The organism is Streptomyces sp. NBC_00425, from assembly GCF_036030735.1.
Classification (GTDB): Bacteria; Actinomycetota; Actinomycetes; order Streptomycetales; family Streptomycetaceae; genus Streptomyces.
This window is the reverse complement of record NZ_CP107928.1, coordinates 537,316-562,132: the sequence shown is the minus strand read 5'-3', so window position 1 is coordinate 562,132 and position 24,817 is coordinate 537,316. Positions and strand designations below refer to the sequence as shown.

Annotated in this window: 22 protein-coding genes and 5 pseudogenes; 7 read left to right on the top strand and 20 right to left on the bottom strand. The window is 68.8% G+C overall.

Annotation, left to right across the window (positions count from 1 at the left end):
* Window positions 1–14: 14 nt before the first annotated feature.
* The 6 genes from OHS82_RS02505 to OHS82_RS02480 form a co-directional block, all read right to left on the bottom strand.
* Window positions 15–584, bottom strand: coding sequence for a hypothetical protein (locus OHS82_RS02505; RefSeq protein ID WP_328433149.1), 570 nt, complete (start codon window positions 582–584; stop codon window positions 15–17).
* Between the two features lie 142 nt (window positions 585–726).
* Complete coding sequence (locus OHS82_RS02500; RefSeq protein ID WP_328433148.1) at window positions 727–1,041, bottom strand: hypothetical protein; 315 nt, start codon at window positions 1,039–1,041, stop codon at window positions 727–729.
* Window positions 1,042–1,438: 397 nt separating this feature from the next.
* Window positions 1,439–1,564 (bottom strand): hypothetical protein, encoded by a 126-nt coding sequence (locus tag OHS82_RS02495; protein WP_328433147.1) that lies wholly within the window; start codon window positions 1,562–1,564, stop codon window positions 1,439–1,441.
* Between the two features lie 23 nt (window positions 1,565–1,587).
* Window positions 1,588–2,079, bottom strand: a complete 492-nt coding sequence (locus OHS82_RS02490) for a hypothetical protein (RefSeq protein ID WP_328436012.1) — start codon at window positions 2,077–2,079, stop codon at window positions 1,588–1,590.
* A gap of 147 nt (window positions 2,080–2,226) precedes the next feature.
* Entirely contained in the window at window positions 2,227–2,589 is a 363-nt protein-coding gene (locus OHS82_RS02485; protein ID WP_328433146.1) for a hypothetical protein, read from the bottom strand.
* Window positions 2,586–2,801 (bottom strand): hypothetical protein, encoded by a 216-nt coding sequence (locus OHS82_RS02480; RefSeq protein WP_328433145.1) that lies wholly within the window; start codon window positions 2,799–2,801, stop codon window positions 2,586–2,588. The genes OHS82_RS02485 and OHS82_RS02480 overlap by 4 nt, the downstream gene beginning before the upstream one ends.
* A gap of 174 nt (window positions 2,802–2,975) precedes the next feature.
* Here OHS82_RS02480 and OHS82_RS02475 point away from each other — a divergent pair, with 174 nt between their 5' ends.
* The 3 genes from OHS82_RS02475 to OHS82_RS02465 all read left to right on the top strand — a co-directional run bounded on the left by OHS82_RS02475 (window position 2,976) and on the right by OHS82_RS02465 (window position 5,724).
* Window positions 2,976–3,713 (top strand): DUF6879 family protein, encoded by a 738-nt coding sequence (locus OHS82_RS02475; RefSeq protein WP_328433144.1) that lies wholly within the window; start codon window positions 2,976–2,978, stop codon window positions 3,711–3,713.
* A gap of 10 nt (window positions 3,714–3,723) precedes the next feature.
* Window positions 3,724–4,581, top strand: coding sequence for a helix-turn-helix domain-containing protein (locus OHS82_RS02470; RefSeq protein ID WP_328433143.1), 858 nt, complete (start codon window positions 3,724–3,726; stop codon window positions 4,579–4,581).
* Window positions 4,582–5,085: 504 nt separating this feature from the next.
* Window positions 5,086–5,724, top strand: coding sequence for a substrate-binding domain-containing protein (locus OHS82_RS02465; RefSeq protein ID WP_328433142.1), 639 nt, complete (start codon window positions 5,086–5,088; stop codon window positions 5,722–5,724).
* Window positions 5,725–5,954: 230 nt separating this feature from the next.
* On the opposite strand, the gene OHS82_RS02460 is transcribed toward OHS82_RS02465, so the two are convergent.
* The 7 genes from OHS82_RS02460 to OHS82_RS02430 form a co-directional block, all read right to left on the bottom strand.
* On the bottom strand, window positions 5,955–8,405 hold the full coding sequence (locus tag OHS82_RS02460) for a hypothetical protein (RefSeq protein WP_328433141.1): 2,451 nt from the start codon (window positions 8,403–8,405) through the stop codon (window positions 5,955–5,957).
* A 348-nt stretch (window positions 8,406–8,753) separates the two neighbouring features.
* Window positions 8,754–9,053 carry a hypothetical protein gene (locus OHS82_RS02455; protein ID WP_328433140.1) on the bottom strand — a complete coding sequence of 100 codons (300 nt, stop codon included), beginning with the start codon at window positions 9,051–9,053 and terminating at the stop codon, window positions 8,754–8,756.
* A 524-nt stretch (window positions 9,054–9,577) separates the two neighbouring features.
* Window positions 9,578–10,699 carry an IS630 family transposase gene (locus OHS82_RS02450; protein WP_328433139.1) on the bottom strand — a complete coding sequence of 374 codons (1,122 nt, stop codon included), beginning with the start codon at window positions 10,697–10,699 and terminating at the stop codon, window positions 9,578–9,580.
* An 82-nt stretch (window positions 10,700–10,781) separates the two neighbouring features.
* On the bottom strand, window positions 10,782–11,096 hold the full coding sequence (locus tag OHS82_RS02445; protein ID WP_328433138.1) for a hypothetical protein: 315 nt from the start codon (window positions 11,094–11,096) through the stop codon (window positions 10,782–10,784).
* 80 nt (window positions 11,097–11,176) lie between these two features.
* A complete protein-coding gene (locus OHS82_RS02440; protein ID WP_328433137.1) occupies window positions 11,177–11,404 on the bottom strand; it encodes a hypothetical protein in 228 nt (75 codons plus the stop codon).
* Between the two features lie 464 nt (window positions 11,405–11,868).
* Entirely contained in the window at window positions 11,869–12,384 is a 516-nt protein-coding gene (locus tag OHS82_RS43375; protein ID WP_443061766.1) for a transposase, read from the bottom strand.
* Between the two features lie 52 nt (window positions 12,385–12,436).
* Window positions 12,437–12,904 carry a hypothetical protein gene (locus OHS82_RS02430; protein WP_328433136.1) on the bottom strand — a complete coding sequence of 156 codons (468 nt, stop codon included), beginning with the start codon at window positions 12,902–12,904 and terminating at the stop codon, window positions 12,437–12,439.
* 124 nt (window positions 12,905–13,028) lie between these two features.
* On the opposite strand from OHS82_RS02430, the pseudogene ku reads away from it, so the two are divergent.
* A pseudogene (ku, locus tag OHS82_RS02425) lies at window positions 13,029–13,912 on the top strand (non-homologous end joining protein Ku).
* A 1-nt stretch (window position 13,913) separates the two neighbouring features.
* Here ku and OHS82_RS02420 read toward each other — a convergent pair.
* Window positions 13,914–14,261, bottom strand: coding sequence for a DUF6233 domain-containing protein (locus OHS82_RS02420; RefSeq protein WP_328433135.1), 348 nt, complete (start codon window positions 14,259–14,261; stop codon window positions 13,914–13,916).
* Window positions 14,262–14,445: 184 nt separating this feature from the next.
* Between OHS82_RS02420 and OHS82_RS02415 the strand changes: the two genes are divergently transcribed.
* On the top strand, window positions 14,446–14,883 hold the full coding sequence (locus OHS82_RS02415) for a VOC family protein (RefSeq protein WP_328433134.1): 438 nt from the start codon (window positions 14,446–14,448) through the stop codon (window positions 14,881–14,883).
* A gap of 48 nt (window positions 14,884–14,931) precedes the next feature.
* On the opposite strand, the pseudogene OHS82_RS02410 reads toward OHS82_RS02415, so the two are convergent.
* Window positions 14,932–16,121 (bottom strand): annotated as a pseudogene (locus OHS82_RS02410) (IS110 family transposase).
* A gap of 597 nt (window positions 16,122–16,718) precedes the next feature.
* On the opposite strand from OHS82_RS02410, the pseudogene OHS82_RS02405 reads away from it, so the two are divergent.
* Window positions 16,719–17,476, top strand: a pseudogene (locus OHS82_RS02405) (IS6 family transposase).
* Between the two features lie 493 nt (window positions 17,477–17,969).
* Here OHS82_RS02405 and OHS82_RS02400 read toward each other — a convergent pair.
* The 4 genes and pseudogenes from OHS82_RS02400 to OHS82_RS02385 form a co-directional block, all read right to left on the bottom strand.
* The gene (locus OHS82_RS02400; protein WP_328433133.1) at window positions 17,970–19,262 is read right to left on the bottom strand and encodes an endonuclease domain-containing protein; all 1,293 of its coding nucleotides are present in this window, start codon (window positions 19,260–19,262) and stop codon (window positions 17,970–17,972) included.
* A 201-nt stretch (window positions 19,263–19,463) separates the two neighbouring features.
* Window positions 19,464–19,751, bottom strand: a pseudogene (locus tag OHS82_RS02395) (HNH endonuclease); the annotation flags it as partial.
* A 152-nt stretch (window positions 19,752–19,903) separates the two neighbouring features.
* Window positions 19,904–22,138, bottom strand: coding sequence for an arylsulfatase (locus OHS82_RS02390; protein WP_328433132.1), 2,235 nt, complete (start codon window positions 22,136–22,138; stop codon window positions 19,904–19,906).
* 964 nt (window positions 22,139–23,102) lie between these two features.
* Window positions 23,103–23,792 (bottom strand): annotated as a pseudogene (locus OHS82_RS02385) (IS6 family transposase); the annotation flags it as partial.
* Window positions 23,793–23,902: 110 nt separating this feature from the next.
* Here OHS82_RS02385 and OHS82_RS02380 point away from each other — a divergent pair.
* The gene (locus OHS82_RS02380) at window positions 23,903–24,394 is read left to right on the top strand and encodes a hypothetical protein (protein WP_157876271.1); all 492 of its coding nucleotides are present in this window, start codon (window positions 23,903–23,905) and stop codon (window positions 24,392–24,394) included.
* A gap of 168 nt (window positions 24,395–24,562) precedes the next feature.
* On the opposite strand, the gene OHS82_RS02375 is transcribed toward OHS82_RS02380, so the two are convergent.
* Window positions 24,563–24,766: a hypothetical protein gene (locus tag OHS82_RS02375; RefSeq protein WP_057574994.1), complete on the bottom strand. Its 204-nt coding sequence runs from the start codon at window positions 24,764–24,766 to the stop codon at window positions 24,563–24,565.
* Window positions 24,767–24,817: the final 51 nt, after the last annotated feature.

Here is a 24,817-nt window from a genome sequence, read left to right as displayed (position 1 = left end):
CTTGTTTCGGGAGCTCAGGTCCCGATTGGGCCGTCTGCGGGGATGCCGATGCTTCGTCGCATGGTGCAGCGCATGTCGCCGAGTTGTTCCCAGATCCCCTCGATCTGAGGGCGGGTCTGCTCCAGGGATTCGTCCTCCCGGTGTGGCGGGATCTTGCCGTCGAGACGCTTCAGGACCCCATACATCCGGTTGAGCTTGCGGTGGACGTCGTCGGCGGTGGCAAGCACGTCGTCCGGGACCCGCATCTGCGCCTCGGAGTAACGCGCACGATGCTCGCGCCGCGCGTCGTCCAGACGTGACCTCAGATCGTCGGTGACGCGGCCGAATCGGAGCCCGTGCCAGAAGTTGTTTAGCTCGGAGTGGTAGTCCAGGGAAGCCGTGTTGAGCATGACGTAGCAGCTTCGAACGGCCTCTGTCGTCGCGCGCTCGGTCTCGTACTGGCGTTCTTCAGCGTGCTGTCGATCGGAATGAGCCAGCTCTTTGGCCTTGGCCTTTTCGGCGAGCCGCTGGGTCATGAGACCTGACGCGAGCGTGCCGACGATACCCAAGAAAGCGATCGCCAGCGGAACCGTCGCACTGCTCATCAGCACCTCTCTTCCCACCTCCGATCATGGCGGGGCCACGCCGCCATGATCGGCAGCCGCCCCGCACGCATGGCAGTCGCTCCACCGACGGCCGAGCGCCAGCCGGGCCCGGGCGCGCAGGGCGCGCAGCCGACATCTGACGTCAATGGGCAGCCACACCCGCGCCCGTAGTTCGTCCCGTGCGTTCCGTCGTGCCTGCTCCCACGCCGCCGGTCGCCCTCCGCTCGGGCGGAGGGCGGTCGGCCAGCGGGTTCGGTCGCCAGCTGCCACTGGTGATCAGGGCGGCCAGCGGCGGAGCGGCACGGGAGGGGGAGCGGGAGGCGGACTTCAGGGCCTGGCGCTGCTGCGCCTGAGTCAGCTCGGTCAGTCCTTTGACCTGGGCGCACAGCCGCTCCCAGGTGTTGGTCGTGCTGAGCCGGGCGGTGTGCTCGAGGACGTTGCGGGCGGCGTCCGCCACTGCGTCGATGTCGGTAGGGACAGCGGTGGGGACAGACGGGGGCGCGTGCGCCGTTCAGCCGCCGCGGGCCGCGCGGGGGCCTGCAGGCGGCCGTCGGCAGGAAAGCGACTCGCGTCTTCGGCTTGGCCGTCGCAATGGTGGGCGCCAGCGGGGTGCGTTTGCCCCAGGCGTCGATCCGTCTGCGCTGTTGACGGGTCAGCCAGAATCCGGCCTCCTCGCCCTTCATTCTTCAGCTGGGTCACCAGGTGCTGCTGCTCGCCGGGGCAAATGGTGACTGAGGCGCCGGTCGAGCCTTGAGGAAGAAGCCGGCTCATCCCGGGTGGTCGCTCCGGCCTGGACCAGGAGCCCGCCCGCCCCCATGACGCTTGGAGCACGGGGCGGACGGGACGCTGTGCTGTCAGCCCTTGGGCGGGACCATGAACGCCCGCCTGGGCTGCGGTTGCGGGTCACGGGACTGAGGCTGCTGTGTGCGTTTCCACGCCGCCACCAGCTCCGCATACCGCGGGTCGGTCCACTCGGACATGTCGCCTCCCTTCAGCAGGGAGGCTAGACCACGCCGCCGGGCTTCGGCTTCGGCGTGATGACGATGGTGCAGTTAGGGGAGTGCTGGCACTTCGCCGCCACGGACACGAGCGTCTCGTCGGACGGCGGCCCCCACAGCTGTGGGTCCGCCTCCCAGCCGAGTTCGGTGATCTTCTCGCGGGTGCGGTCGAGGATCGGCGGGTCGTAGTTCGTCGGATCCCAGCCGGGATAGTGGTGGACGAAGTCGCCGCCGAGCTTCTGGCAGAGGCCGGCGTACAGGGCGGTGTGCAGGATGAGGGCATGCCATCCCTCGTCCACGATCCGCGACGGGGCGAGGCCGACGCCCGGGTTGCGGGAGCCGGCGGCCACGAACTTGAGGCCCTCCTCGACGATCCGGCCGGCCGCCTCCTCGGCCATGTCCGGGTTGCCGTCCATGACGGTGGTGCGGCAGCTGGCGAACTGCTCGTCGGTGATGAGCATCCGGGCGAACGCGGGCAGGGGCCCGGGGTCCGGCATGGGTCCCGGAGGTATCGTCACGTGCATCTCCTTCGCTGGTTGCGGATGGGGACACACGCCCGGTCCGGGTTCTTCGCGGGATACGGACCGGGCGTTCCTGCTGTCGGCGCGCCGCAGCGCAGGCCGGCGGCAGGGGCCTGGGTGTGCTCAGCTTTTGCTGAGCCTCTCGTGGTGTGCCCCCTCGCGGGCGAGCTTCGCCAACGCCTCGCGGTCCGGGCAGGGCGTCGGTACCCCGGGGCAGCGCCCGCAGGCCTCGAGGTGGACGTCCAGGACTCGACGCGCCTGGGCGCGGGTGCACGGGTCGCAGGCCCGGGGGAACCACGGTCCGTATACGCCCATGTACCGGCCCTGACGGCGGTCGAGGGACACCGCGGCGGCGGTCAGCCGGACGCTGCACCACACACAGTGCGCGCCCCGCACCTGCTCAGGGCTCATGTCGTTCTGTCGGGGGACCGGGATCACGGTCACGATGTCGGTGGGCGGGACCTCGGCCTGCTGGGACGTGCTCATGGCGTGGGCTCCCTTCGCTGGAGTGCGTGCGCCAGGCGTACGGCCACGTCTGCGCGGATCCGCCCGAGGTCGACGAGGTGGAGCGCGGGCGTGCCCGGGTCCACTGCCAGGGACGGCAGGACGATTCCGGCCTGGTCGAGGGCCACGCGCAGCGACTCCACGGCGGCGAAGGGGTCGGCGTCGGCGTCTCGCGCCGAAGGTGCAGAAGCCATGAACCGGACGGTAGAAGTATCGAGTTGCTTCCCGCCCAGATAGTTTCTCGAAGTTTTTTGACCTCTTCGCGAAGTTGCAGGAAGTTTCCCATGTGGGTCGGTCCGGTCTCGTGTCCGGCACCCGGGCGCCGGGGAGGCTGGCCCCACTCCACGGCTCCGATGAAGGGAAAAGACATGCGACGGCTGCGGTTCAACGGCACAGGCTCTGGCGGCGGCGGATGCCCCAGCATCCACGAAGACCTCGACACCGGTGACGTCATCGTGCACGGCCCGCCGCTCACGGACCCGGAAGACCTCGCCCAACTCCAGCATCTCGACGCCGACGAAGTCGCCGTCATCGTCCCGCGTAACACCCTCGTCGACTTCGGGCCGCGCGATGACACCCCCCGACTCATCAACGCCGATGAGGAGTTCGGCCGCCTTTTCACGACGTTCCAGCACACGGCGTGGAGGCTGGAGACCCGCGGCCGGTACGCGAGCGACGAACAGACGGCCGAGTGGGCCCAGTTCACGGCAGGACGGCGCATCGACTGGGACTACGACGACGACTGGTGCCGCAACGTCCGCGCCCAGACCGGCGAGGGCAAACGGTTCGAACGGGTTCGGCTCGTCGACTCCCCGGCCACACCGGGACAGACGTACCTGCGCAGCAACGCCGCCCGCAACTGTGCCGTAGGCGAGGACATCCGCAACCTCGCCCGCACCGACGCCGAGCGGCTCCACCTGCCCGCAGAGGACTTCTGGCTGTTTGACTCGCGGCTCGTCGCCCGACTGGTCTTCGACGAGGACGACAACCTCACCGACGCAGAGCTCATCACCGAGCCGGCCGCGGTCAACCGCTACTGCCAGGCCAGGGATGCAGCCTGGCACTATGCCGTCCCGTACACGAAGTTCGAGGTCGACCAGAAGTGACGGAGCCCCGGTGACAACCGACTACCAGCAGGCGCGCGAGCCCCTCGGGCTCCGACTTCGTGAACTGAGGCTCTCGTGCCCTGACGGTCGGCTCACCGGCGCCCAGCTTGCCGAGCGCCTCGGATTCGGGTGGACCAAGTCCAAGGTGAGCAAGCTGGAGAACGGCCGGCAGACTGCCGGTGCCGAGGAACTACGGGCGTGGGCGCAGGCCACCGGGCAGCCGGACGCCTACGCCGGTCTCCTCGCGCAGCTGCGCGGCTTCGAGTCACACATACGATCGTGGCGCCGCCAGCTCTCCGCCGGCCACCGGCCCGTACAAGAGGCCATCACCGCCGAGCACGACCGCACGAAGGTGCTGACCATCTGGGAGAACAACCTTGTGCCCGGCATGCTGCAGACCGCGGACTACGCTCGCCACGTCTTGACCCGTCACGCCAACCTGATGCAGTCGCCGCGTGACACCGAGGACGCTGTGCGGGCCCGTATCCGCCGCCAGGAAGGCCTGTACGAGCCGGGCCGGAAGTACCGGGTCATGATGTGGGAGGGGGCTCTGTACGCGCTGGTGTGCCCGCCCTCCGTGCTCGCCGCGCAGCTCGACCGGCTCACCAGCGTGATCGGTCTGGACACGCTGGAGCTCGGCGTGGTCCCGTTCTCCGCCTCGTTGAAGATCTACCCGGGCAACGGGTTCTGGGTGTACGACGATCGGCGGGTAGTCGTAGAGGACTGGCACGCCGAGCTGTGGCTCGACAACGCCGACTCGGTGGCGACGTACCTGCGGGTGTGGAGCACGCTGCGGGAGTCGGCCGCGTACGGGGCCGACGCCCAGAACGTGATCAGTCGCGCTCGCCGTGCCGTCAACCCGCGCTGACGAGGCGGGCCCGGTCCAACCCCACGATGCCCGGGAGGCCTGACCATCCGCGCGGACTCCGCTGGGACGGCTCTCGGCCAACGGAGCCGCTAGGCTCACTCGCTACTGGGCCTGGGACTTTACATCGGTCCGTGGCGGTCCATTGCCTATGGAACTTGAACTCGTGATGTCGGCCTGACCTCGGGTGTCCGCCGACACCAATCAACTTGCAGTAGCTGACTCGGCTTACCAGGCGGGGCGCTTGTCCTGGCGGTCCGTCGAGAAGCTGGTGGGCACGGTCGCTCCGGTCCGCAACAGCAGGCCGGGGGTCGGGCGGAAATTCATCGGTTGTCGGCGCTGGGCCGTGCAGGCGCCTATGGCCCGGGACCGGCAATTCGACCAGCACACCGTCGCGCATCAACCACAGCCCGAAGCAGTCATCCTCCTCGTCATGGATCAGTACCTGCACGCTCGCCGGATACGGCCACGCCGCTCGCCGAGCTGTGGCAGCACGTCCAGCCAGCGGTGGTCGTCGCGTTCGGCAGCCTGCCGTCCGTCGACGCGCAGTCACTGCGGCGGGCGGAAATCCCCCTGATCGACGGCGTGTTCACACCGGACGGCACCAATCTGACCGGGCTGAGCCAGGAAGACATCGGACGGCTGCAGATCGAGCACCTCGCGGCACGCGGCCACCGGCACATCGGCTACGCCGCACTGGACGACCCCCGCGAGCGGCCCTTCTGCCTGCCGCGCCTGGAAGGAGCCACCCAGGCTTGCCGCAATCTCGATCTCCCGGCGCCGCAGGTGGTCAGCGTGCACTACTCCCGGGCCAGCGCCCGGGACGCCGTCGTGGAGTGGACCCAGGGCACCACCCCGGTCACGGCGGTCGGCGCGTTCAACGATCTGATCGCTCTCGCCGTCCTGGCGAGCTGCCGCACCCAGCGCATCGGGATCCCGGACGACCTGGCACTCATCGGCGTCTACGACCTCCCCGTGAGCTCGCTCGCGGTACCCGCCCTGACCACCATCGGGATGGACCTCACCGCCGGGGCCGGCAACCTCACCGCCGCGATCCTCGCGACGGTCGGCGCTCCGGTCCGGGCGGCACCGAGCGGGCCTGTCGCGGGCGACATCCTGGCGCTCATCCAGCGCGAGACGACGTAGCCGCGGTCGTTTCCTGAGATCCCGCGACTTCGTCGGTGATGCGGTCGACGGTGTGCGGGTCGAACCGGTCGAGGTCGTCGAAGACGATCTCCAGGCGCGGGGTGCGGCGCCCAGTGCAGCGATCGAACCCGCCAGCGGATTCCGCTGCCCACCGAGCCCGGTGTCACGAGCCCCCCGCCCGGACGGCTCCGGGCAGAGGGCAGGTGAAACAGCCCGGCGCGGGCGGACGCCTACTCGCCGCCGCCGAGTTGATGCTCCAGCTTGCGGACCCGCTTCACCACATCGGGCTTGACCCGGCGGCTCTCCAGGGTCCGGGCGAGACCGCTCACCAGCTGTGTGGCGGGCTCGCCCGCGCCCTGCTGGCCGAGCGACCGGGCGATGCGCTCGATGTTGCGGGTCAGACGGATGTGGCCGAAGGTCTCGGCCGCGGCGTCCAGGTCCCCGTACGCCTGCTCGGCGCGCTGCCGGCCCGCTTCGGTGTCGGCGGTCGTGAGCTCCAGGCGCGGAGCCGCCCCGTCGCCACCGCCCTGCATGACCTTGCCAGGGACGGTCTCGGCCAGTGCCAGGCAGGCGGCGGCGTGCTTGGCGACGGCCTCGCCGGGAATCCGCTCCACGAGCTCGCGCAGCACGTCGTTGGCACCGTTCAGCACCCGGCTTCCGCCCAGCGCCAGCACGCGTCCCACGGTGTCCGTGTAGACGTCGTCGGCCAGCCGCTCCTGCTCACGGCTGGCCGGGCGCTCCACCCGGAGCATGAGCGGCGCGGCCATGACCTGTCCAGCCGTGGAGCCGGCGGCGGATGTCGTGGCGCCGGCGGCGGCCGTGCGTAGCGCGGCGTACACGCGGTACGTGCCCGGTTCGGCGATCTGCCAGCCGCCGAGTCCGGAGCTGAGCACGATCTGCCCGTAGAGCGCCTCGCCGGGCTGCAGCACCACCGGGGCCGGGCGCATGCAGTACTTCAGGTACGGCCGGTGCATCCGGGCCTCGGCCTCCCCCTCACGCTGGATGACGACGCCGAGGTCGTCGCTCATCAGCTTGTTGCGGTCGACCATCACCGGGTCGGTGGAGGTGTTGGCCAGCTTCAGCTCCCCGATGACCGGCTCGAGCATGCCGTAGCGGTACGCGCCCTCGTGGTCGCGATTGCGGCTGACGCGGAGCGAGAGCGTCAGAGGGCTGGGGGCGGAGTATTGGCGGACCTGCTCGAAGGCGTGGTGGTCGAACCAGGGGATGTTGCCCATCTGAACGAACCGCTCGGGTGCGTGCCGCAGGAAGCGCAGCTCGCTCTCCGAGAAGAAGTACCGGAAGTCCGAGAAGAACGCCCGCGGACCGCCGGACACCAGGAACGGATAGTTCATGAAGCTGCGGGACTCGGGCTCATCGGGAAGCGGAACCCATGCAGTCCCTCGCGACTTGTCCCAGGCGTGCGCGAGGTTGAAGCAGTGGCCGATCTCGTGCACGGCCGTCCAGTAGCGCATCCGGCGGGCGAACGCCTCGGGTGCGGGGTCGTTCGGCGGCAGATCGGAGATGAACGAGTCGGAGAAGATCGCGCAGCCCTGCCGCTGGGCGGTCCCGATGTCGTCGAACATGATGCCGCCGAGCTGGCGGGGAGTAAAATCCGGGCCCGGCTCGTGCAGGCCCGCGAACAACGTCCACACCTGCCACTGGGCGACGCCCTGCCCGCCGGGCCCGGGCTTCCACTCGGACCAGTGCTGCTGCATCGCGTCGTGCATCTCGATGTCGGACCACTTGTCGTCGACGGAAGCGGAGCGCGGGATCACGTTGCCGCCGCCGCTACGGGTGACCTTGATTCCCTGGCGGTTGAAGGCGTCCTCGATCGTGAGGGTGATGTCGGGCAGGCCGTCGGGCCGCACGGGGTGGTCGTGCAACGCGTACGCGTCGGTCTGCTCGGCCCCCTCGACGCGGTCGAACTCGATCCCGACCTCGCGGAACGCCGACCGCGCGAAGGTGTAGCCGAGGACCAGGTCGGCCGCGCCCGGGCGGCGGAAGGCCACCCGTGCGGCGAGCGGCTGCAGCGGCGGGCTGCCGGTCAGCTGCACGCTGATCGAGGTGGCGGGGCGCAGGGAGCCGTTGCCGTCGCGGTAGCTGATCGGGCCGGTGTACGAGCCGTCCGGCTGCTTGGTCACCTTGGCCATCCAGGTGAGACCGCCGGTGATGAGCCGCCAAATGCGGCCCGAGACGGTCATCGTGGGGGCCTGCCCGTCCACGTCCACCCGCAGTTCCTCGAACAGGTCGAGGGCGGCGCCGGGCGGGATCGTCTCGGCTGGCGGCTGACCGGTCCGGGGCTGCTCGACCGCCATGGCGTTCTGGTCGGTGAGGGCGCCTGCCGGCATCGCCGCACCGGTCGGCCGCACCTCCAGCGCGACCGTGCCGGGCATCGTGGTCACCTCCTGCACGATCTGCATGCCGTCGTGGTCGGGGGTGGGGACGACGGGCAGGTCGGTGCGAACGTACACGCCGCTGCGCTGGACCAGGAGGGCCGCGGCCGGCGCTGCCGGCTGAGCGCCGGCCGCTGTGCCCCAGCGGTCCTGGACGCCCTCGGCATACGGGCCCGAACCGTACCCGGCTCGTTCCTGGCCGTCACCAGCGCGACGGGAGATCTCCTCAACGACGGCGCGGACGAGCTCGTCGAGCCCACTCGCCGGGCGGTGCTGTTGTGTGGTCATGCAGGCCTCTCCTCAGCCCGGGCTCCCTTGCCCGGGCGTGGTGGTACCGCGGAAGGGGTGGATGTCCGGCCGCTGCGGCGCGCGTGGTGCGCCTCTGCGGGCGCCTGGCCTATCGGCATGGCGTGCCGCATCAGGACAGGGCGCTGCAACGGTCGGGATGCCTGAGCGCGATGCGGACGGCTGCCGAACCCGGCCCGGATCGTGCGCCCCGTCCTGTTGCGCAGTCGTGCGCACACCCCTGCCGTCGGCGGGCCGCACCCTTCAAGTGGAAGCCCGACCAGCCCGGTTCGCAATTCGAACGCGGCCGATCGAGCCCTCCTGGAGCGCCTCGCCCGGCCGACAGGCCGGTCACAAGTAACCGGGGAGATCTCCGCTCGCTCGGAGGGTGAGGCCGTCGTCGGCGTCGAAGTCGACCAGCACGGCCTTGCTGATGGTGCTGTCGATCTCCACGCTCTCGCGTGGCCCTCCCTGGACCGAGACCTCCACCGTGACCGCGCCGTCCCGTACCGGAACCTCGACTGACCGGGCCAGGCCGATCTGCCGTCTGGTGCGCACCGAGGGGTCGTCCAGGACGACGGTTCCGTCCACGGCGACCACGACATGCTCGCCCTGGAAGTCGTCCTGCAGTGCGATCCGAAGCACGCTCATGGCATCCGCCTCCCTCGGTGGGCCTTCCCCACCAGGCTTCCAACGCCCCGACGATACGGCGGCCGACCCCGTACGGCCTTCCGAAGCCGACCCGCCCGGCGGGAGCGAGCCGCGCTCCCTGCCAGACGTGGCGCACCGATGCAGCGTTTGATCACATCACGCTCTAGACCAGTTCCTGCTATCCCGCTCGAACTGGGTGTTCTCCCGCCGCAGCCACCGCTCCAGCTCGTCACCTTCACCGTCCGACGCGGTCCCGGCCCGGCGAGCGCGCGAGACTGGCGTCGGGGGTAAGCGGATCGCCCAACCCGATGAAGCCACGACCCCCAGCTACGCGACCTCCCACCTCACCGCTACCTGCCGTACGCCCTGAACACCTACCGAGTACTGGCCACCAGAGGCACCCAGGGAACCCGTTTCTACTCACGAGACGACAAAACGCAGGAATTTCTGCAGAACCTCATCTCCCCGCACGTCGGATAGAACCCGTCTGCTAGTGCTCTGACCGCATTGGTTCGCCGGGTTGGTCAGGCTGCGGTCTTGAGAGGGTGTCCGCCCCAGCGGATGCCCTTCTCGCTGCGAATGCGGGCGCGCTCTTTCCGTTCGGCGGCCAGGACGTTTCGGTGACGGGCGTTGGCGTTGCGCCAGCGCAGGTAGGAGTGCAGAGCCCGGGTCTGCACGGTGTGGTTGGGGTGGTTCGAGTTGGAGATGGTGAACTGCCGAAGCGGTCCGAGATGGGCTTCGATCGGGTTCGCCCAGGAGGCGTAGGTCGGCGTGAAGCACAGCTCGACCTTGTTCTTCTTCGCCCAACGGCGGATGTCGGCGCCTTTGTGGGCGGACAGGTTGCCCAGGATGCCGTAGATCGGTGCGCCGTCGGGTCGCGGGGCGCGGATCGACTTCAGTGCGGCCAGCGTGTTCCCGGCGCCCTTCCTGCGCCGGTTCACGCCCCACAGGGTGTCGTCGCCGAGCGAGTAGCAGCCGTGGAAGTACCGGACTCCGTGGGTGCGGTGGTAGGTGGCCGGGTGCCGCTCGGGGTGGCCGCAGGCGGCCCAGCCCGAGCCCATCGTGGGCCGGATCCCGAGCGGGCCGAACTCATCGAAGGCGAACACGCGGTCCGGGAAGCGGTGAAGGACCTCCTCGATCCGGTCCAGCTTCGCCTCCCGTTCCGGGTCTGGGGATTCCTTCCAGGTCTTTGTGCGCTGGAAGGTGACGCCGCGACGGGCGAGCAGGCTGCGTAACGCCTCGCGGCCTATACGGATGACGCGGCCGTGGGCTTTCCGCAGGTAGGCGGCGGGTTTGCGGATGGACCAGCGGGTGAAGGGCTGGCCGAGTTTGGTGGGGCGGGTGGTGGCCGTCTTGATGACGAAGTCCTCGTCGTCAGGCTTGAGCAGGCGGGGACGGCCTCCCGCCCATTGAGGGTCCAGGCAGGCCAGGCCGATCTCGTTGAACCGGTGGATCACGTCACGGACGGTGTCCTCGTCGGCCTGGACCAGCTGGGCGATCACCGGGACCCGGTTGCCGCCGGCCGAGGCCTGCAGCATCATCGCCCGCCGGTAACGCACCGTGCTGGTGCTGCCCCGGCGCACGATCTGCTGCAGCTTCTGCCCCTCCTGGTCGGTCAGTCTGCGCACGCGGACAGGCTCGGCCACCACACCCCCAGCGATCGGATCGGACGTCACCGCACACCAAACGTCCCGATCATCGCCCCGCCGAACGTTCCATGCCAGAGGACTACATGTCGCGCTGGACCTCGATTTCGGCGGCCATAGCAGCCATGTCGCGCACGTGCGTGTAGTACCTGGTCGCGTACTCGTCGTCGATCGCCGGAAGGACCCGCTCGACCACGGTCATCAGCCGCGACAGGCCCGCGCGGCGCCGTTCGTTGAGCGGACCTTTGACGACGCCGAGGGCATAGCCATAGGCGTCCGCGTCGAGCATCACCATGTCCTGGCTCTCGATGTCGAGGCCGCGAAAGCCGGGTGGGAACGGCATGGCCATGTGCTCGGCCATCCTCTGCCTGAGGGCGTCGACCTTCTCTTCGGACATGCGGAGATCTTGCCAGGAACTCACCGGCGTCGAGGTTCAGTTCGCGGACCCCGACCCGGCGAACCAATGCGGTCAGAGCACTAGAGAAGTGCCCGGTTACCCACCTCTTGAAGAGAGGCAAGGATGTTTCCGATCCCGTTGTTGACCGCGTCGCCGAAAGACGTGGAGTTGAAGTTCGCCGACTCGTCCCGTGCAACGCTTCCGATGTCGCCGGTACTGTGCCCCTGATCAGCCATTGCGGTTCCCGCGGACGACAGAGCGGCCACGGCGATGCCGACAGCAGCAAGTGCGCGCATGGTGTTGTTCATGCCTGGTCAACGATCTTGAAAGCATCAGGTTACGTGGGCCTTTGTGGCTTACGTGCCGCCACACCAGACATGCATGGGCACGGCACTGTCGTGACCACTGTCTTGCGCCGCCGCCTGCTGCTCCTGTCTGCGGCTGTGGCGGCACCCCTCCCCCCTCGGTGCCGGCGGCGCGCTCCGAGCTGCGACTGGTGCTCGGGGAGCCGTCCTGGCCGGGTGACGGGGCGCCTCGGTCGACCAGGAGCACGAAGTTGCGCACGCGTCTGCGGGTGGTGTTTCCCCTTGCCCAACGTGCGTGTCCCTCAGGTGGGGTGGTCATTGGAGGGGTGTGATCGGACAGGGGAATCCTGCTCCTGCCGCTGCGAGGCGGGCGAGTAGGCCGTGGTGGTCCGGCTGCCTGGGCATGGCGAGCGTGGTGGTGTGGGGGTTCGCGGCGGCGGCTGCGCTGATTTTCCTTGTCATCGGCTTCAGCCGTCTGCGCGGTACCGGTTTGCCGGTGCCGGAGGACGGTGCTTCCCAGCAGGCTGCGCGTCTCGTGGCCGCCCGGATGCCCGAGCTGGGGGAGGAGCAGGTCGTCCTTGCCTTCTCTTCCCGGCAGTTGCGCTCTGGGGACGCTGCGTATGAGGCGGCCATGGCGGCGGCGCAGGCGGCCGCCGGGGTGCGGGGGAGCGGCGGGGTGCTGGCCCTGCCTGACGTGCGCGGGAAGGCCAGTCGAGTTCGCCGGCCGCATTCAGCTCGGCAAGCAGAATGCGGTGCAGCCGGTCGAAGACCCCAGCCTGCTGCCACCTCTCCAGACGCCGCCAGCAGGTCTGTCCGGAGCCGAACCCCAGCTCCAGGGGCAGCAGTTGCCAGGCTATGCCGTTGTGGAGCACGTACAGGATGCCCTGCAGACACAGCCGGTCCGCCACCGGCCGAGGCCCCGGAGATCGCTCCGGCCAGGGCGGCAACAGCGGCTCGATCAGCGTCCACAAGTCGTCATCCACGATCCACGGCCGAGCACTCACACCCTCCCGAACGGCTGAATCGTCACATCGGTCACGCCCGGCCAGGACACCTCAACAAGATCGTGTTACGAGCTCGAAGGGCCTGATATGCCCGGTCATAGTGAAGCCGCCCGGTGACGTACTCGCTGCTGTCTCGACCGAATCCGTCAGCGACCACATCGCGCAGGTCACGAAGCCGCCGGAAGGAATCGTCGGACTTCTCGACCACGTAGCGCGGCGCGCAGATCGACAGCTCGTATCGCAGGCTCGTGCAGGCTTCGAACGCTTCCCACACTGCGCGCCTGCGCTGCTGAGGATCGGGATCCGGCTCGCGCACGGTCACGCGGCACGCGTGACGCGCCGATGCGAGAGCAGAGAGGTAGGAGACGTAGAGCGAACGGCGGCCCTCGATGTGCTGGTCGCCCCGCTCCCGTCTCCACCGGCGATGATCAAGGATTCCGGCCGATGCGGTCGCGATTCCTCCACCCACGATCGTGCTGGCCAGTGCGACCCATTCCATCGGCACCCCCGGGAGCTGAACTGTCGGGGTCCAGGGTGTCGCTGCCTGCCCGCGCCGTCGAGGTGCCGGTGTCACGACCGGCTCATAGGCTGACCCTGTTCGGGGCCCGCGGCGGAGGTGCCCTATGCCCCGAACAATCTGGAGCGGCGCGATCAGCTTCGGCCTGGTCACGGTGCCGATCAACGTGGTCAGCGCGACCGAGGACCACAGCATCCACTTCCACCGGTACCACCTGGAGGACATGGGCCGGATCCGCACCCGCAAGGTGTGCGAGATCGAGGACCGCGAGGTCTCTCAGGCGGAGATCGGTAAGGGCTACGAGCTGACGAAGACGCAGGTCATCCCCATCAGCGAGGAGGAGCTGCGGGATCTGCCGCTGCCGACTGCCAAGGCGATCGAGATCGAGGCGTTCGTGCCCCTGGAGTCTGTGGACCCGATCCGGATCGCGGAGGGGTACTACCTGCAGTCGGCCGGGCAGGTCGCAGCCAAGCCTTACAAGCTGCTGCGCCAGGCCCTGGCGCGTTAGCGAAGGTCGCGGTCGCCAAGTACGCATGGTCGGGCCGCGAGCGCCTGGGCCTGCTGCGGGTGCGCGAGGACGCGATCGTGCTGCACGCGATGCGCTGGCCGGACGAAGTCCGCGACCCCGCCGAGCTGCTGCCGCCGCCGGTGGAAGTGTCCGAGGGTGAAATCGAGGGCGCGCTGGCGCTGATGGAGACCATGGGCCGCGATGACCTCACCGGTCCTGAGTTCGAGGATGCCTACACCGACGCCCTCGCAAAGATCATCGAGGCGAAGCGGGCGGACCAGCCGCTCCCGGACGCCCCAGAGCCTGAGAAGCCGGGCGAGGTCCTCGACTTGATGGCCGCCCTGACCGAGTCCGTATCCAAGGCGAAGGCCGCCCGCGGCGAGGACGCCGACGTGCACAAGATGCCGAAGTCGAAGAAGACGGCGGCGAAGAAGCAGCCGGCCAAGAAGACCGCCGCGAAGAATCCTCGCCGCAGCGCCTGAGTCACCCGTCGAGGAAGCTGAGCACCGTGTCCGCCCGGCAGTGCGAGTAGGCGGCCACACCGCTGGCGAGCCAGCGCAGCGCCTCCGCCCGTGTGATGCCGTGCGCCCTCTTGCCCGCCATGTGGCAGTGGCCCTCGTGGATGTACACCGGGGGAGCGTCTCGGTTGAGACCGAGCTCCAGGAGCCAGGCGGGGGCCGGCGGCCGGGCGGCGACGGCGCGCTGGCGTTCCTGCTCCTGGCGCTCGGCGTCCGCGATCTGCCGCTGCACCCGGTCCAGGGTCAGGATCAGCCAGGTCTCCAGCGTCCGAAGACGGGGGAGGTCAGGCGGCAAGTCACTAGAATCGTTCACCCGTTCGAGTCTAGTGGGCAGGCTGCCCACCGGCGGCGCCGTCTGCTGTCCCGTGTCAATGAACCTTGACCGCGCGCCATCGATTCCTAATGTCGTTCGTCAAGCCGCGGCGCACGCTTGAGGTAGCGGGCAGGAGGTGTCGGAGGTGCGCGGTACAGTCCGTTCATCCGACTGGGGAGGGCTCATGGCGACCAAGTGGAGCTTGACGATCGACTGCGCGTACCCGGGGAAACTGGCCGCGTTCTGGGCGCTGGCGTTGGGCTACGAGGAGAAGCCCGCGCCCGCAGGGTTCGGGAGCTGGGAGGAGTGGTTCTCGCATCATGAGGTTCCGGAGGACGAGTGGGATGACGGGGCGTACCTCTCAGATCCGGACGGCGTGGGCCCTACCTTGTCCTTCCTGAAGGTGCCGGAGCCGAAGGCGGCGAAGAACCGGCTGCATATCGACGTGCAAGTTGGTGGCGGCCGTGAAACCCCGTGGGAGGTGCGCTGGCCGCGCGTGGTCGAGGCGGTGGAGCGGTTGACCGCTGCGGGCGCGACCGTGGTCCGTGAGGACGAGTTGCAGGGCAGGCCGGATCACGTGGTGATGGCAGACCCGGAAGGTAACGAGTTTTGCCTGGTCTGACGGGGTCGGTCAGGCCAACTGGACGCGCGCAGCGTGTCGCGTCCCTTCCTATGCGGCAGCCCTTGCCGGCGGAGCTGGCTCGTAGCGCCGTCCGTCGCGCAGAAGGGCCCAGAGGACGTTGACGCGGCGGCGAGCGAGAGCCAGGACGGCCTGGGTATGGCGCTTGCCCTCGGCACGTTTGCGATCGTAGAAGCGCCGGGATTCCTCGCAGTGGCGGATGCTGAACAACGTCGAGGTGTAGAAGACGCGTTGGAGGCGGCGGTTGTACCGCTGCGGGCGGCGCAGGTTCCCGCTCAGCTTCCCGGAATCGCGGGGCACCGGGGCGACGCCGCCGAAGCCGGCGAGGCGGTCGGCGGTGCGGAAGACAGTCATGTCGCCGCCGGTGGCTGCCAGGAACTCGGCGCCGAGGATGATGCCCAGGCCGGGCATGCTGGTGATCACCTCGAAGGTGTGGTGGTCGCGAAACCGGGCCTCGATGGCCTTGTCGAGCTCGGCGACCTGCTGGTTGAGGCTCATCACTTCCTTCGCCAGGGTGTGTACCAACGTGGCGGCCAGCTTCTCGCCGGGCAGGCTCGTGTGCTGCCGTTCGGCGGCCTGGACGGCGGTTTCGGCGAGCCGGTCGGGGCGGACGACGTGGCGGTTGCGCAGCCAGGTCTCCAGCCGCTTGACGCCGATCCGGCGAATAGCCGCGGGGGTCTGATAGCCGGTCAGCAGGGTGAGCGGGCCGGTGTTGGTGAGGTCCAGGGCCCGCTCCAGGCCGGGGAAGATGCCAGTGAACTGGGCACGGAGGCGGTTGACGGTGCGGGTGCGGTCGGCGACCAGGTCCATGCGGCGGCCGGTGAGGATCTTGAGATCGATGACGGTGTCGTCGCCGGCCCGCAGCGGATGCAGATCGCGGCGGACGCGGACCTGGTCGGCGATGACGGCGGCGTCCTTCGCGTCGGTCTTGCCCTCGCCGCGGTAGCTCTCGGAAGCGCGGTGGATGGCCCGGCCGGAGATGTAGTGGACCGGCTGGTCGCGGTTGACCAGGAGCGCGATGGCCAGGGCGGCTCCGCCGTCGGCCAGGTCGATGCCCCAGGTCACCTCGTCCCCCAGGGCCAGGATGTCGGCGAGAAGTTCGAGCAGTTCGGGTTCGTCGTTAGCGACGCGTCGCGACAGCACCGGCGGCCGCTCTCGTCGATCGCGACGCAGTGATGGTGGGCTTTGCCTGCGTCGATGCCAGCCCAGATGGCGGCCATGTGGTGCCTCCGTGCGGTGGTGTTGCTGGTGCCTCCCACGGACGACCTCGCTGTCGATTCCCTACGTAGCGATCATTCGCAATTCCTAATTGGCAGCCGAGTCGTCGTGGGGCGTCGGGCGGCCAATCGATGGAAGCCACAAGTGGCAGAAGTTTGAAAGCCACACCCGACGCCCCTGGGTGGATGAACCATACGAAGGGCTCACCACGTCCCGCAGAACAACGTAGGGAAGGGCTCACCACGTCCCGCAGAACAACGTAGGGAAGTTTGATCGATATCACCCCTGGTCAGCGCGCTGCGGTGTCATGTGGTCCCCGGAGCGCCGCGCTCGACCGCGTAACCCGCGCGGTCACCCAGCCCGGCCATCGAGAGCCTCTGACCAGGGATGATCAAACTTCGATGACTCAAACTCGCGTCCGTCAAGGTTCGTTGGCAACGGTCAAGGTTCAGTGGCACGGGACATCTGCCCCTGTGTCCGGTGTCATCGAACTCTGAGCGTGTGCCACCGAACCTTGATGGACGCGAATTCGGTTCACAGTGCGACCGGCGCGGTGTTGGTACTGCCGGGGGCGCTGTCACGTTGGCTGAGCGGGTGGGATGATCTTCTGGTTGATCGTGTTGGAGGGGGCTGTTTCCGTGGGGGCCGTGGCTCCGTCGTACAAGGGGCACCGATACCCGGTCGAGGTCATCTCCCACTGCGTATGGCTGTACCACCGCTTCCCCCTCAGCTTCCGCGAGGTCGAGGAACCGATGCTCGAGCGCGGGATCGTCCTCTCCTACGAGACGGTGCGCCGCTGGTGCGCCAAGTTCGGGCAGCGGTACGCCGATTCACTGCGCCGCCGCCGGCCCCGGCCTGGTGACAAGTGGCACTTGGACGAGGTCTTCATCAAGATCAATGGGGAACAGAAGTATCTGTGGCGGGCGGTCGACCAGGACGGCAACGTCCTGGACATCTTGGTACACAACCGCCGGGACACCGCTGCGGCCAGGCGCTCCTTGCGCAGGCTGATGAAGAAGACCCGCAGGTGCCGCGGGTGATCGTCACTGACAAGCTCCGCTCCTACGGCGCCGCCCGCCGCGAGGTCATGCCCTCCGTCGAGCACCGGCAGTCGAAGTACCTGAACAACCGGGCGGAGAACAGCCACCAGCCAACAAGGCAGCGCGAACGGGCGATGAAAGGCTTCCGCGGCACCGGCGCAGCCCAGCGGTTCCTGTCCTCGTTCAGCGGCATCTCACCCCACTGCCGGCCCCGACGCCACCGGCTGTCCGCACACCACTACCGAGCCGAGATGGCCGTCCGCTTCGCCATCTGGGAGCAGATCACCGGCGCCGCCTACCCCTCCACCACGGCCTGAGCACAGCCCGGAACCGGGCTCCACCACGCCACGACGCACCATCAGACACCCACCCACCCAACAACGTGACAGCGCCGTTCGTGCAGCTCACGGGCTCGGAACTCTTGATCGGGATGCTGGTTGAAGGTGTTCACGATGGCCTGGTAGGCGGTGTTCGTCTCGGGTGGTGCGGGTTGGTCTCCAGTCGGTAAGCAAGATCGAGGTTAGCGTGAATTCATGAGACAAACATCCTCGCCCCGTGGACAGATGGTAGGCGTCCATCCGCATCCACCTGCGGAAACGGGGCGGCAGCGGTGGACAAAGTGTTCACCACCACTTCCTTCAGGGGGTGGCCTACAAGCTGGGCAGCGGTGCCGTGACGCTGCTGATCCTTTGGTGGGAGACCCGCCGCTGACGGCGCTGCGGTCCTGACCGCCGGATGTCCGTGAGGCCCCGTACCGCGCTGCTGTGCCGGTTTGGGGCCTCACACGCGTATCCGCGGGGGGTCGGATGTTCATGCACGCGTCTGTGTGCCCAGCGCCGCTTGCGCGGGCACGGTTACGGTGCCCGGCCGCGCGGCGAGCGCCTGGTCGACGAAGTCCCGTACGAGCGCCAGGGTGTCGGGCACGGTGACGTCCTTCGTCCACGTCGTGTTGTGCTGCCAGCATTCCAGCTCGAAGCGGTGTGCCCCGTGGGCGAGTTCCACGTGCCGGGCCCACGGCTGGCGCCGGCACGGGCGGCTGCGGTGTCGGTGGCGCTCGGTCGCCTCCAGATGCTTTTGAACGAGGCCGACGTGGTACCGGCCGGGCAGGATCCGCCCTTCCAGGCAGCCGCGGCATTCCAGGAGGTGCAGGACGGCCTCCTCCTTCTCCTCGAGAAAGTGGCGCGGGACGCTCTTGCCCTCGAAGGTGTTGCAGCTGCCGCACAAAGGCCCGCGCAGATAGCCGTGGTCGTGGCAGTGATCCCACGCGGCCGCCCGGCGTTCGGCGCACAGCCGGCACAGGTAGTCGTCGGCTCGGATGCCGCGCATGCGGCGTGAGTCGTACAGCACGCCGCGCAGGTGCCCGGTGTGCCGCTGGAAGGTGGCACCTGAGCACGGCGGACACAGGGTGACGTAGCCGAGCGGAGTCTGCGTGCGCCAGCCGCCCCAGCGCGGGCCCTGTGCACGACAGCTGGAGCAGGTCCGGGCCTCGCCGACCAGGTCCTCCTCCACCTGCTCCCAGCGGTCCAGGAGCTCGGAGTAGGCCCTCGGCAGGAACAGGCTGCCGCCGGAGCAGGTCATCAAGTCCAGCGGCCGGGTGTTGGCGATGTTCTGCCGGTGCCGGACCCTGCTGCGCGCCGCGACGAACTCGTCCCACGTCAGCGTGCCGGGCAGCCCGTTGGCTCCGAGGCGCTTCCAGCTGTCGTTCCACTCTTCGTAGGGCCGCCCCTCCTGATGCTTGCGGCGGGCCTCCCAGAACAGCCACGACGCGATCTGGGGCCGCCAGGCGGCCGGGCCGCGGTACCCCATGCCCTGGTCGTCGCCGTCGGCGGCGTCGAAGTAGGCGGGCAGTTGCACCTCCACGACGTCGTCGACGTCCAGGCGGAAGTCCGCGAACGTTTGGGCCGCGCGGCGGATCTCGCGTTCGTCGTACGTCCCCTTCGACTTGTTCTTGAAGCAGCGCACCGCGATGTCGCCGAAGATGGCGCGGCCGTGACGGCGCACATGAGCCATGTGCAGGAGGTCGTCTGGGTCCAGCGGAACAGGGGAGTCGGCGGAGATGTCCGCGAAGAAGGCGTGGGCAAGTTTGGGGCTGATCTGGGCCATGGCCGGATGGTGACAGCGGGGTCTGACAGAGCCCATCCCGCATCCGCACACGTGAGCGGTTTCCCGTTCGTTCGTCCGAAGTCGGCCCTGGGCGGGGCTTACTCGCCGGCGTCGAAGGCAAGGTTGAAGCCCATCGCGGAGCAGGCGCCGAACGGGTTCCGAACCACGGGTTCGGAACCCCTCGAGCGTGTATCTGCATGGTCAGCGGGCGAGAGTGACCTCGATGGGTGCGTTGGGGCAGGCATCGAGGATCTCGGAGATCGCCGTCTGTTCAGCGGGGTCGATGGCAAGGCTCCACCTGGTCTTGATGGCGACCCAGTCGGTTGCGTAGGTGCAGCGATAGCCGGTGGTCGGGGGTTGCCAGGTGGTGGGGTCCTGGTCGGCCTTGGATCGGTTACTGGCCGCCGATACCGCGATCAGGGCGCGGGCGTCGTCCAGGTCGTTGGCGTACGCCTGGCGTTCGGCGGCGGTCCAGGCGGAGGCGCCAGCTGGCGGGGAGCGTCATTCGAACCGTGCGGTATTCCCTGTGGGCCGGTAGTGGAGTGCCTACGTTGGGCCTGCTGTACCCGGTGGATCGCCTCTCCTCGCGCAGGTGTTGCCCACTGCGGGGTTGGTCCGCGACTCCGTAGGCCACCCGCGGGTCACTGGCGGGCCATGTGCATGCGCATCTCGCTCTCGGCGTCGACGATGAGGTCGCCGGACAGGTCGACGGTGACGCTGTGAAGAGTGCCGGTGAAGCGGAACGGCGCCTGGTAGTCGGGGGTGACGGCAGATCCGGGATTGGCGCCGCAAGCCATGCCGCCCGGATTGAACGTGATCGGCGTGGTGACCGGCATCTCGGTCTCGCCGACGAGGCGGCCGTCGATGTAGAGCTGGGCGCGGCCGGGTGCGCCCTTGCCGTGGGCGATGTCGGGGGCGCCGGTGGGCTCGAACTCGAAGCGCAGCGCGTGCCGCCCCTCGGGCACGGTTTCGCTGGAGGCGACGTGGTGCAGGGCCCGTTGTACGTAGTTGTGGGCGTAGTGGAGGTGGCCGTCCTTGACGTAGAGGGACCAGCCACCGGCGTTGGTGCCCTGGCAGAGCAAGACGCCCTGCGCGCAGCCGGGCGGGATCTCGACGTCGGCGGTGACGCTGTGCGGGCGGTTGAGGACCCGGGGGGCGACTGCGGCGGGCACGGCCTGGGTGCCGGAACGGAAGGTGTAGCTGGTGCGGTTCTCGGTGATCTGCGGGCGCTCGGTCATGATGCGCTGCAGGACGCTGCCGTCGATCGGCATCACGTTGTACTTGCCGGCCTCCACGTACCACAGCGCGATCATCTCGATGAGTTTGCTGCGGTGCTCCTGGGCGAGGTTCCGGGTCTCGGCGATGTCCTCGCCGACCTGGTAGAGCTCCCAGTGGTGGGCGTCGAGGTCGTCGAGGTCGGCCATGGTGATCGGAGTGCCAAAGGGCCGCTCGGCCTCCTCGAATGAGGGACCGGGCCAGGGACAGACCGCCCGCCATCCGTCGTGGTCGATCGCCCGGTGCCCGAGCATCTCGTAGTACTGGGTGCGGTGGCGGCTCGCCGCGCCAGCGTCGTCGAAGGTGTGCGCGAAGCTGACCCCGTGCAGGGGTGACTGGGTGACCCCCCGAATGGTCGTGGGCGCCTCAATGCCGAGCACGTCCAGGACGGTGGGCACCATGTCGATGATGTGCGCGAACTGGTCGCGGATCTCACCTCGGGCCTTGATGCCGTCGGGCCAGTGGACGAGGAACGGGTCGCTGACGCCACCGCGGTACGTCTCCCGCTTCCACCGCCGGAACGGCGTGTTGCCCGCCCAGGTCCATCCCCACGGGTAGTGGTTGAACGTGGAGGGGCCGCCGAGCTCGTCGATCTGCGTCAGGCTCTCCTCCAGCGTCTCGGGCGCGTTGTTGAAGAACTGCACTTCGTTGGTGGTGCCGGTCGCCCCGCCCTCGGCGCTCGCCCCGTTGTCGGATACCACCATGATCAGCGTGTTGTCGAACTCTCCGGTCTCCTTCAGGAAGTCCACCAGCCGCCCGATGTGGTGGTCGGTGTGGGAGAGGAACCCGGCGTAGACCTCCATCATCCGCGCGGCAAGTCTCCTTGCCTCCGGGGACAGCGACTCCCACGTGGGCACGTCCGGATCGCGCGGGGACAAGCGGGCGTCGGCGGGCACCACGCCGAGCTGCTTCTGCCGGGCGAAGGTCTGCTCGCGGTAGGCGTCCCAGCCGTCGTCGAACCGTCCCCGGTAGCGATCCGCCCACTCCTTGGGCACATGGTGCGGGGCATGCGTCGCACCGGGGCACAGGTTCAGGAAGAACGGCTTGTCCGGGGCGACCTGCTTGGCGTCGGCGATGAACGACATCGCCCGCTCCACCAGGTCCTCCGTCAGGTGGTAGCCCTCCTGCGGCGTGGCCGGCGGCTCGACCTGGTGGTTGTCGTACACCAGGTCCGGATACCACTGGCTCGTGTCGCCGCCGAGGAACCCGTAGAACCGCTCGAAACCCCGCCCCAGCGGCCACCGGTCGTACGGCCCGGCCGCCGACTCCTGCTCCGAGGGCATCAGGTGCCACTTGCCGACCATGTACGTGTTGTAGCCGTGCTGCAGCAGCATCTCCGACAGGAACCCGTTCTCGAACGGGATCTGCCCGTTGTAGCCCGGGTAGCCGGTGGCCAGTTCCGTGATCGCGGCCATGCCGTTGGCATGGTGGTTGCGGCCCGTGATGATGCAGGAGCGCGACGGCGAGCACAGCGCGGTGGTGTGCATGTTGCTGTACAGCAGCCCGCCTGCGGCCAGCGCGTCCAGATTCGGCGTCTCGATCGGACTGCCGTAGCAGCCGAACTGCCCGAACCCCGTGTCGTCGAACACGATGAACAACACGTTCGGCGCACCCGCCACCGCCCGCACCGGCTGGGGCCACGCCGGACTCGACTCATCGGTCGTCCGCCCGATCGCCCCCGGAAACCGCTGCCCCGGCCTGTACTCACTCCACGACGACTGCGCCATCTGTCTCCGTCCCACCAGCGGCGCGAGCACCGGTGATGTGTGTGCTGCTGAGCGGCCTGCTGCGACCACAGAGCCCTGCCGCGACGCGGGATCCGTACCGAACGGCCCGGGCAGGAGGCCCCGGCTGGGGCCACGGTCCTGGGCTACTCCACGCTAGGACGCCGCCACCACCACGGCGAGCGGGCTGCGCCGTCTGGCCCTCCATGCGAGAAGGCACTACGGGGCGGGGTGTAGGCGACGGTGCCCCCCGCCCCAGCCGGCCACGATGTCGCACAGCCGGTCCTGCTCGTCTTGGTGGTGGATAGGCTGGACAGGTCAACAGGTTCCTTCCCAGCACCCGGTCGCTGCCACCCCTTGCAGCTGAGCTGCGGGCCTCTACGAGGCAGCGCGCTCGTAGACGACAGTCGTGTTGGGCAGTCCTCAGCGAGTCCGAGAGGTGCCTGGCGCTCAGCCTCGTCGACGGCCAGGTCCCAGCGGAGCTTGGTGCCGACCCAGGTCGCGGCATACGTGCAGTGGTAGGAGCCGTCCGACGGAAGCCACTCCGCCGGGTCCTTGTCGGCCTTGGACCGGTTGGAGGCGGCGGACACCGCGATCAGCGTGTCCGGGGACGCCTGGTCGTTCGCATACGCCTCCCGGCGTGCGGCAGACCACGGGGTCTGTTCCGAGTCGTAGACCTCGGCGAGCTGCACGAACGGCGCTGTCACGTTGTTGGGTGGGTGGGTGTCTGATGGTGCGTCGTGGCGTGGTGGAGCCCGGTTCCGGGCTGTGCTCAGGCCGTGGTGGAGGGGTAGGCGGCGCCGGTGATCTGCTCCCAGATGGCGAAGCGGACGGCCATCTAGGCTCGGTAGTGGTGTGCGGGCATCAGGTGGCGGCGGGGCCGGCAGTGGGGTGAGATGCCGCTGAACGAGGACAGGAACCGCTGGGCTGTGCCGGTGCCGCGGAAGCCTTTCATCGCCCGTTCGCGCTGCCTTGTTGGCTGGTGGCTGTTCTCCGCGCGGTTGTTCAGGTGCTTCGACTGCCGGTGCTCGACGGAGGGCATGACCTCGCGGCGGGCGGCGCCGTAGGAGCGGAGCTTGTCAGTGACGATCACCCGCGGCACCGTGCGGGTCTTCTTCATCAGCCTGCGCAAGAAGCGCCTGGCCGCAGCGGTGTCCCGGCGGTTCTGTACCAAGATGTCCTGGACGTTGCCGTCCTGGTCGACCGCCCGCCACAGATACTTCTGTTCCCCATTGATCTTGATGAAGACCTCGTCCAAGTGCCACTTGTCACCAGGCCGGGGCCGGCGGCGGCGCAGCGAATCGGCGTACCGCTGCCCGAACTTGGCGCACCAGCGGCGCACCGTCTCGTAGGAGAGGACGATCCCGCGCTCGAGCATCGGTTCCTCGACCTCGCGGAAGCTGAGGGGGAAGCGGTGGTACAGCCATACGCAGTGGGAGATGACCTCGACCGGGTATCGGTGCCCCTTGTACGACGGAGCCACGGCCCCCACGGAAACAGCCCCCTCCAACACGATCAACCAGAAGATCATCCCACCCGCTCAGCCAACGTGACAGCGCCGCCGCGCGACCTCTGAGAGCCCGCGCGGGCATGGCCTTCGTACTGATCCCAGTAATCAGTGATTCCAGAAAGGGGACTCTCATGTCCGCTTCCTCGTCCGTATCCTCGCCCCGCCCGTCACGGCCGAGGCTCGCGGCCGTCTCCGGTCTGGCGTTGACCGTGTCGTTGGTCGGTGCGGCCGTCGCGCCGACAACGGCCTCCGCGGACACCGGCGACCGCACCAGGACCGTCGACTGTGCATCGCTGTACGTGTCGGACAGCGGCGGCACGGTCCACGCCAGGACCAGGAACTGCACGGTCACCTGGGGCAAGAACATCCACGACAACGACTACTGGCAGACCGTGAAGTTCCAGCTGCTCGACGACGACACCGACGGTGTGTGTGCCAAGGCGAACGCGATCGCATCCGACTCGGGGAAGAGCGCCTCGTTCAGCGAGTGCGACGGTGTCTGGACGACGAAGACCGCCACGCTGAACGGCCGCAGCTCCAACATCTTCATCAGGGTCGCCTACGGGTCGCACTCCCAGCACGGCAAGATCAGCACGAACATCGGGGCGCCTTCCGGGTTCTGACCGGCGGGCTCGGGGCGGGGCCGGGGACGCTCTGAGGGATTCCGAACCAGGGCAGTGACGGCAACGGATGGGCCGATGGGACAAGGCGATCGCAATCCACAGGTCCGCCGAGTCCCCGCGGCGCCGCTCCGACGCCTCCGCCTCCTCCTTCTCGTCGGCCGCTTCGATTTACGTCGTCGGTACGGTCACCTGCGTGCAAGGGAGTTGGTCGGCGACGGCGTTCGCGTAGGCGCCCGCGCGTTCACGGCCGTCGGTGAGGCAGAACCCCGGCGTGCGGTTGGGCGGGGTGGTGGCCCAGACGCTGAGAGCCGCCGCGCGCTCGTCGCCGGAACCCCCGTCGTCCCCGTCGGGCAGCAGCCGTGCTCGAGCCACTGATGCTGGAAGGCAGGATGACTCAGGGCTGGGCGGATGAGCGGTGGAGGC

Coding starts and splice junctions, on each gene's coding strand:
- OHS82_RS02485 (WP_328433146.1), bottom strand. CDS start 2,589: ATGAGCACGTCCCAGCAGGCCGAGGTCCCGCCCACCGACATCGTGACC.
- OHS82_RS02430 (WP_328433136.1), bottom strand. CDS start 12,904: ATGGAATGGGTCGCACTGGCCAGCACGATCGTGGGTGGAGGAATCGCG.
- OHS82_RS02400 (WP_328433133.1), bottom strand. CDS start 19,262: ATGGCCCAGATCAGCCCCAAACTTGCCCACGCCTTCTTCGCGGACATC.
- OHS82_RS02460 (WP_328433141.1), bottom strand. CDS start 8,405: ATGACCACACAACAGCACCGCCCGGCGAGTGGGCTCGACGAGCTCGTC.
- OHS82_RS02415 (WP_328433134.1), top strand. CDS start 14,446: ATGGCGACCAAGTGGAGCTTGACGATCGACTGCGCGTACCCGGGGAAA.
- OHS82_RS02475 (WP_328433144.1), top strand. CDS start 2,976: ATGCGACGGCTGCGGTTCAACGGCACAGGCTCTGGCGGCGGCGGATGC.
- OHS82_RS02505 (WP_328433149.1), bottom strand. CDS start 584: ATGAGCAGTGCGACGGTTCCGCTGGCGATCGCTTTCTTGGGTATCGTC.
- OHS82_RS02440 (WP_328433137.1), bottom strand. CDS start 11,404: ATGAACAACACCATGCGCGCACTTGCTGCTGTCGGCATCGCCGTGGCC.
- OHS82_RS02495 (WP_328433147.1), bottom strand. CDS start 1,564: ATGTCCGAGTGGACCGACCCGCGGTATGCGGAGCTGGTGGCGGCGTGG.
- OHS82_RS02380 (WP_157876271.1), top strand. CDS start 23,903: ATGTCCGCTTCCTCGTCCGTATCCTCGCCCCGCCCGTCACGGCCGAGG.
- OHS82_RS02480 (WP_328433145.1), bottom strand. CDS start 2,801: ATGGCTTCTGCACCTTCGGCGCGAGACGCCGACGCCGACCCCTTCGCC.
- OHS82_RS02445 (WP_328433138.1), bottom strand. CDS start 11,096: ATGTCCGAAGAGAAGGTCGACGCCCTCAGGCAGAGGATGGCCGAGCAC.
- OHS82_RS02490 (WP_328436012.1), bottom strand. CDS start 2,079: ATGCCGGACCCCGGGCCCCTGCCCGCGTTCGCCCGGATGCTCATCACC.
- OHS82_RS02455 (WP_328433140.1), bottom strand. CDS start 9,053: ATGAGCGTGCTTCGGATCGCACTGCAGGACGACTTCCAGGGCGAGCAT.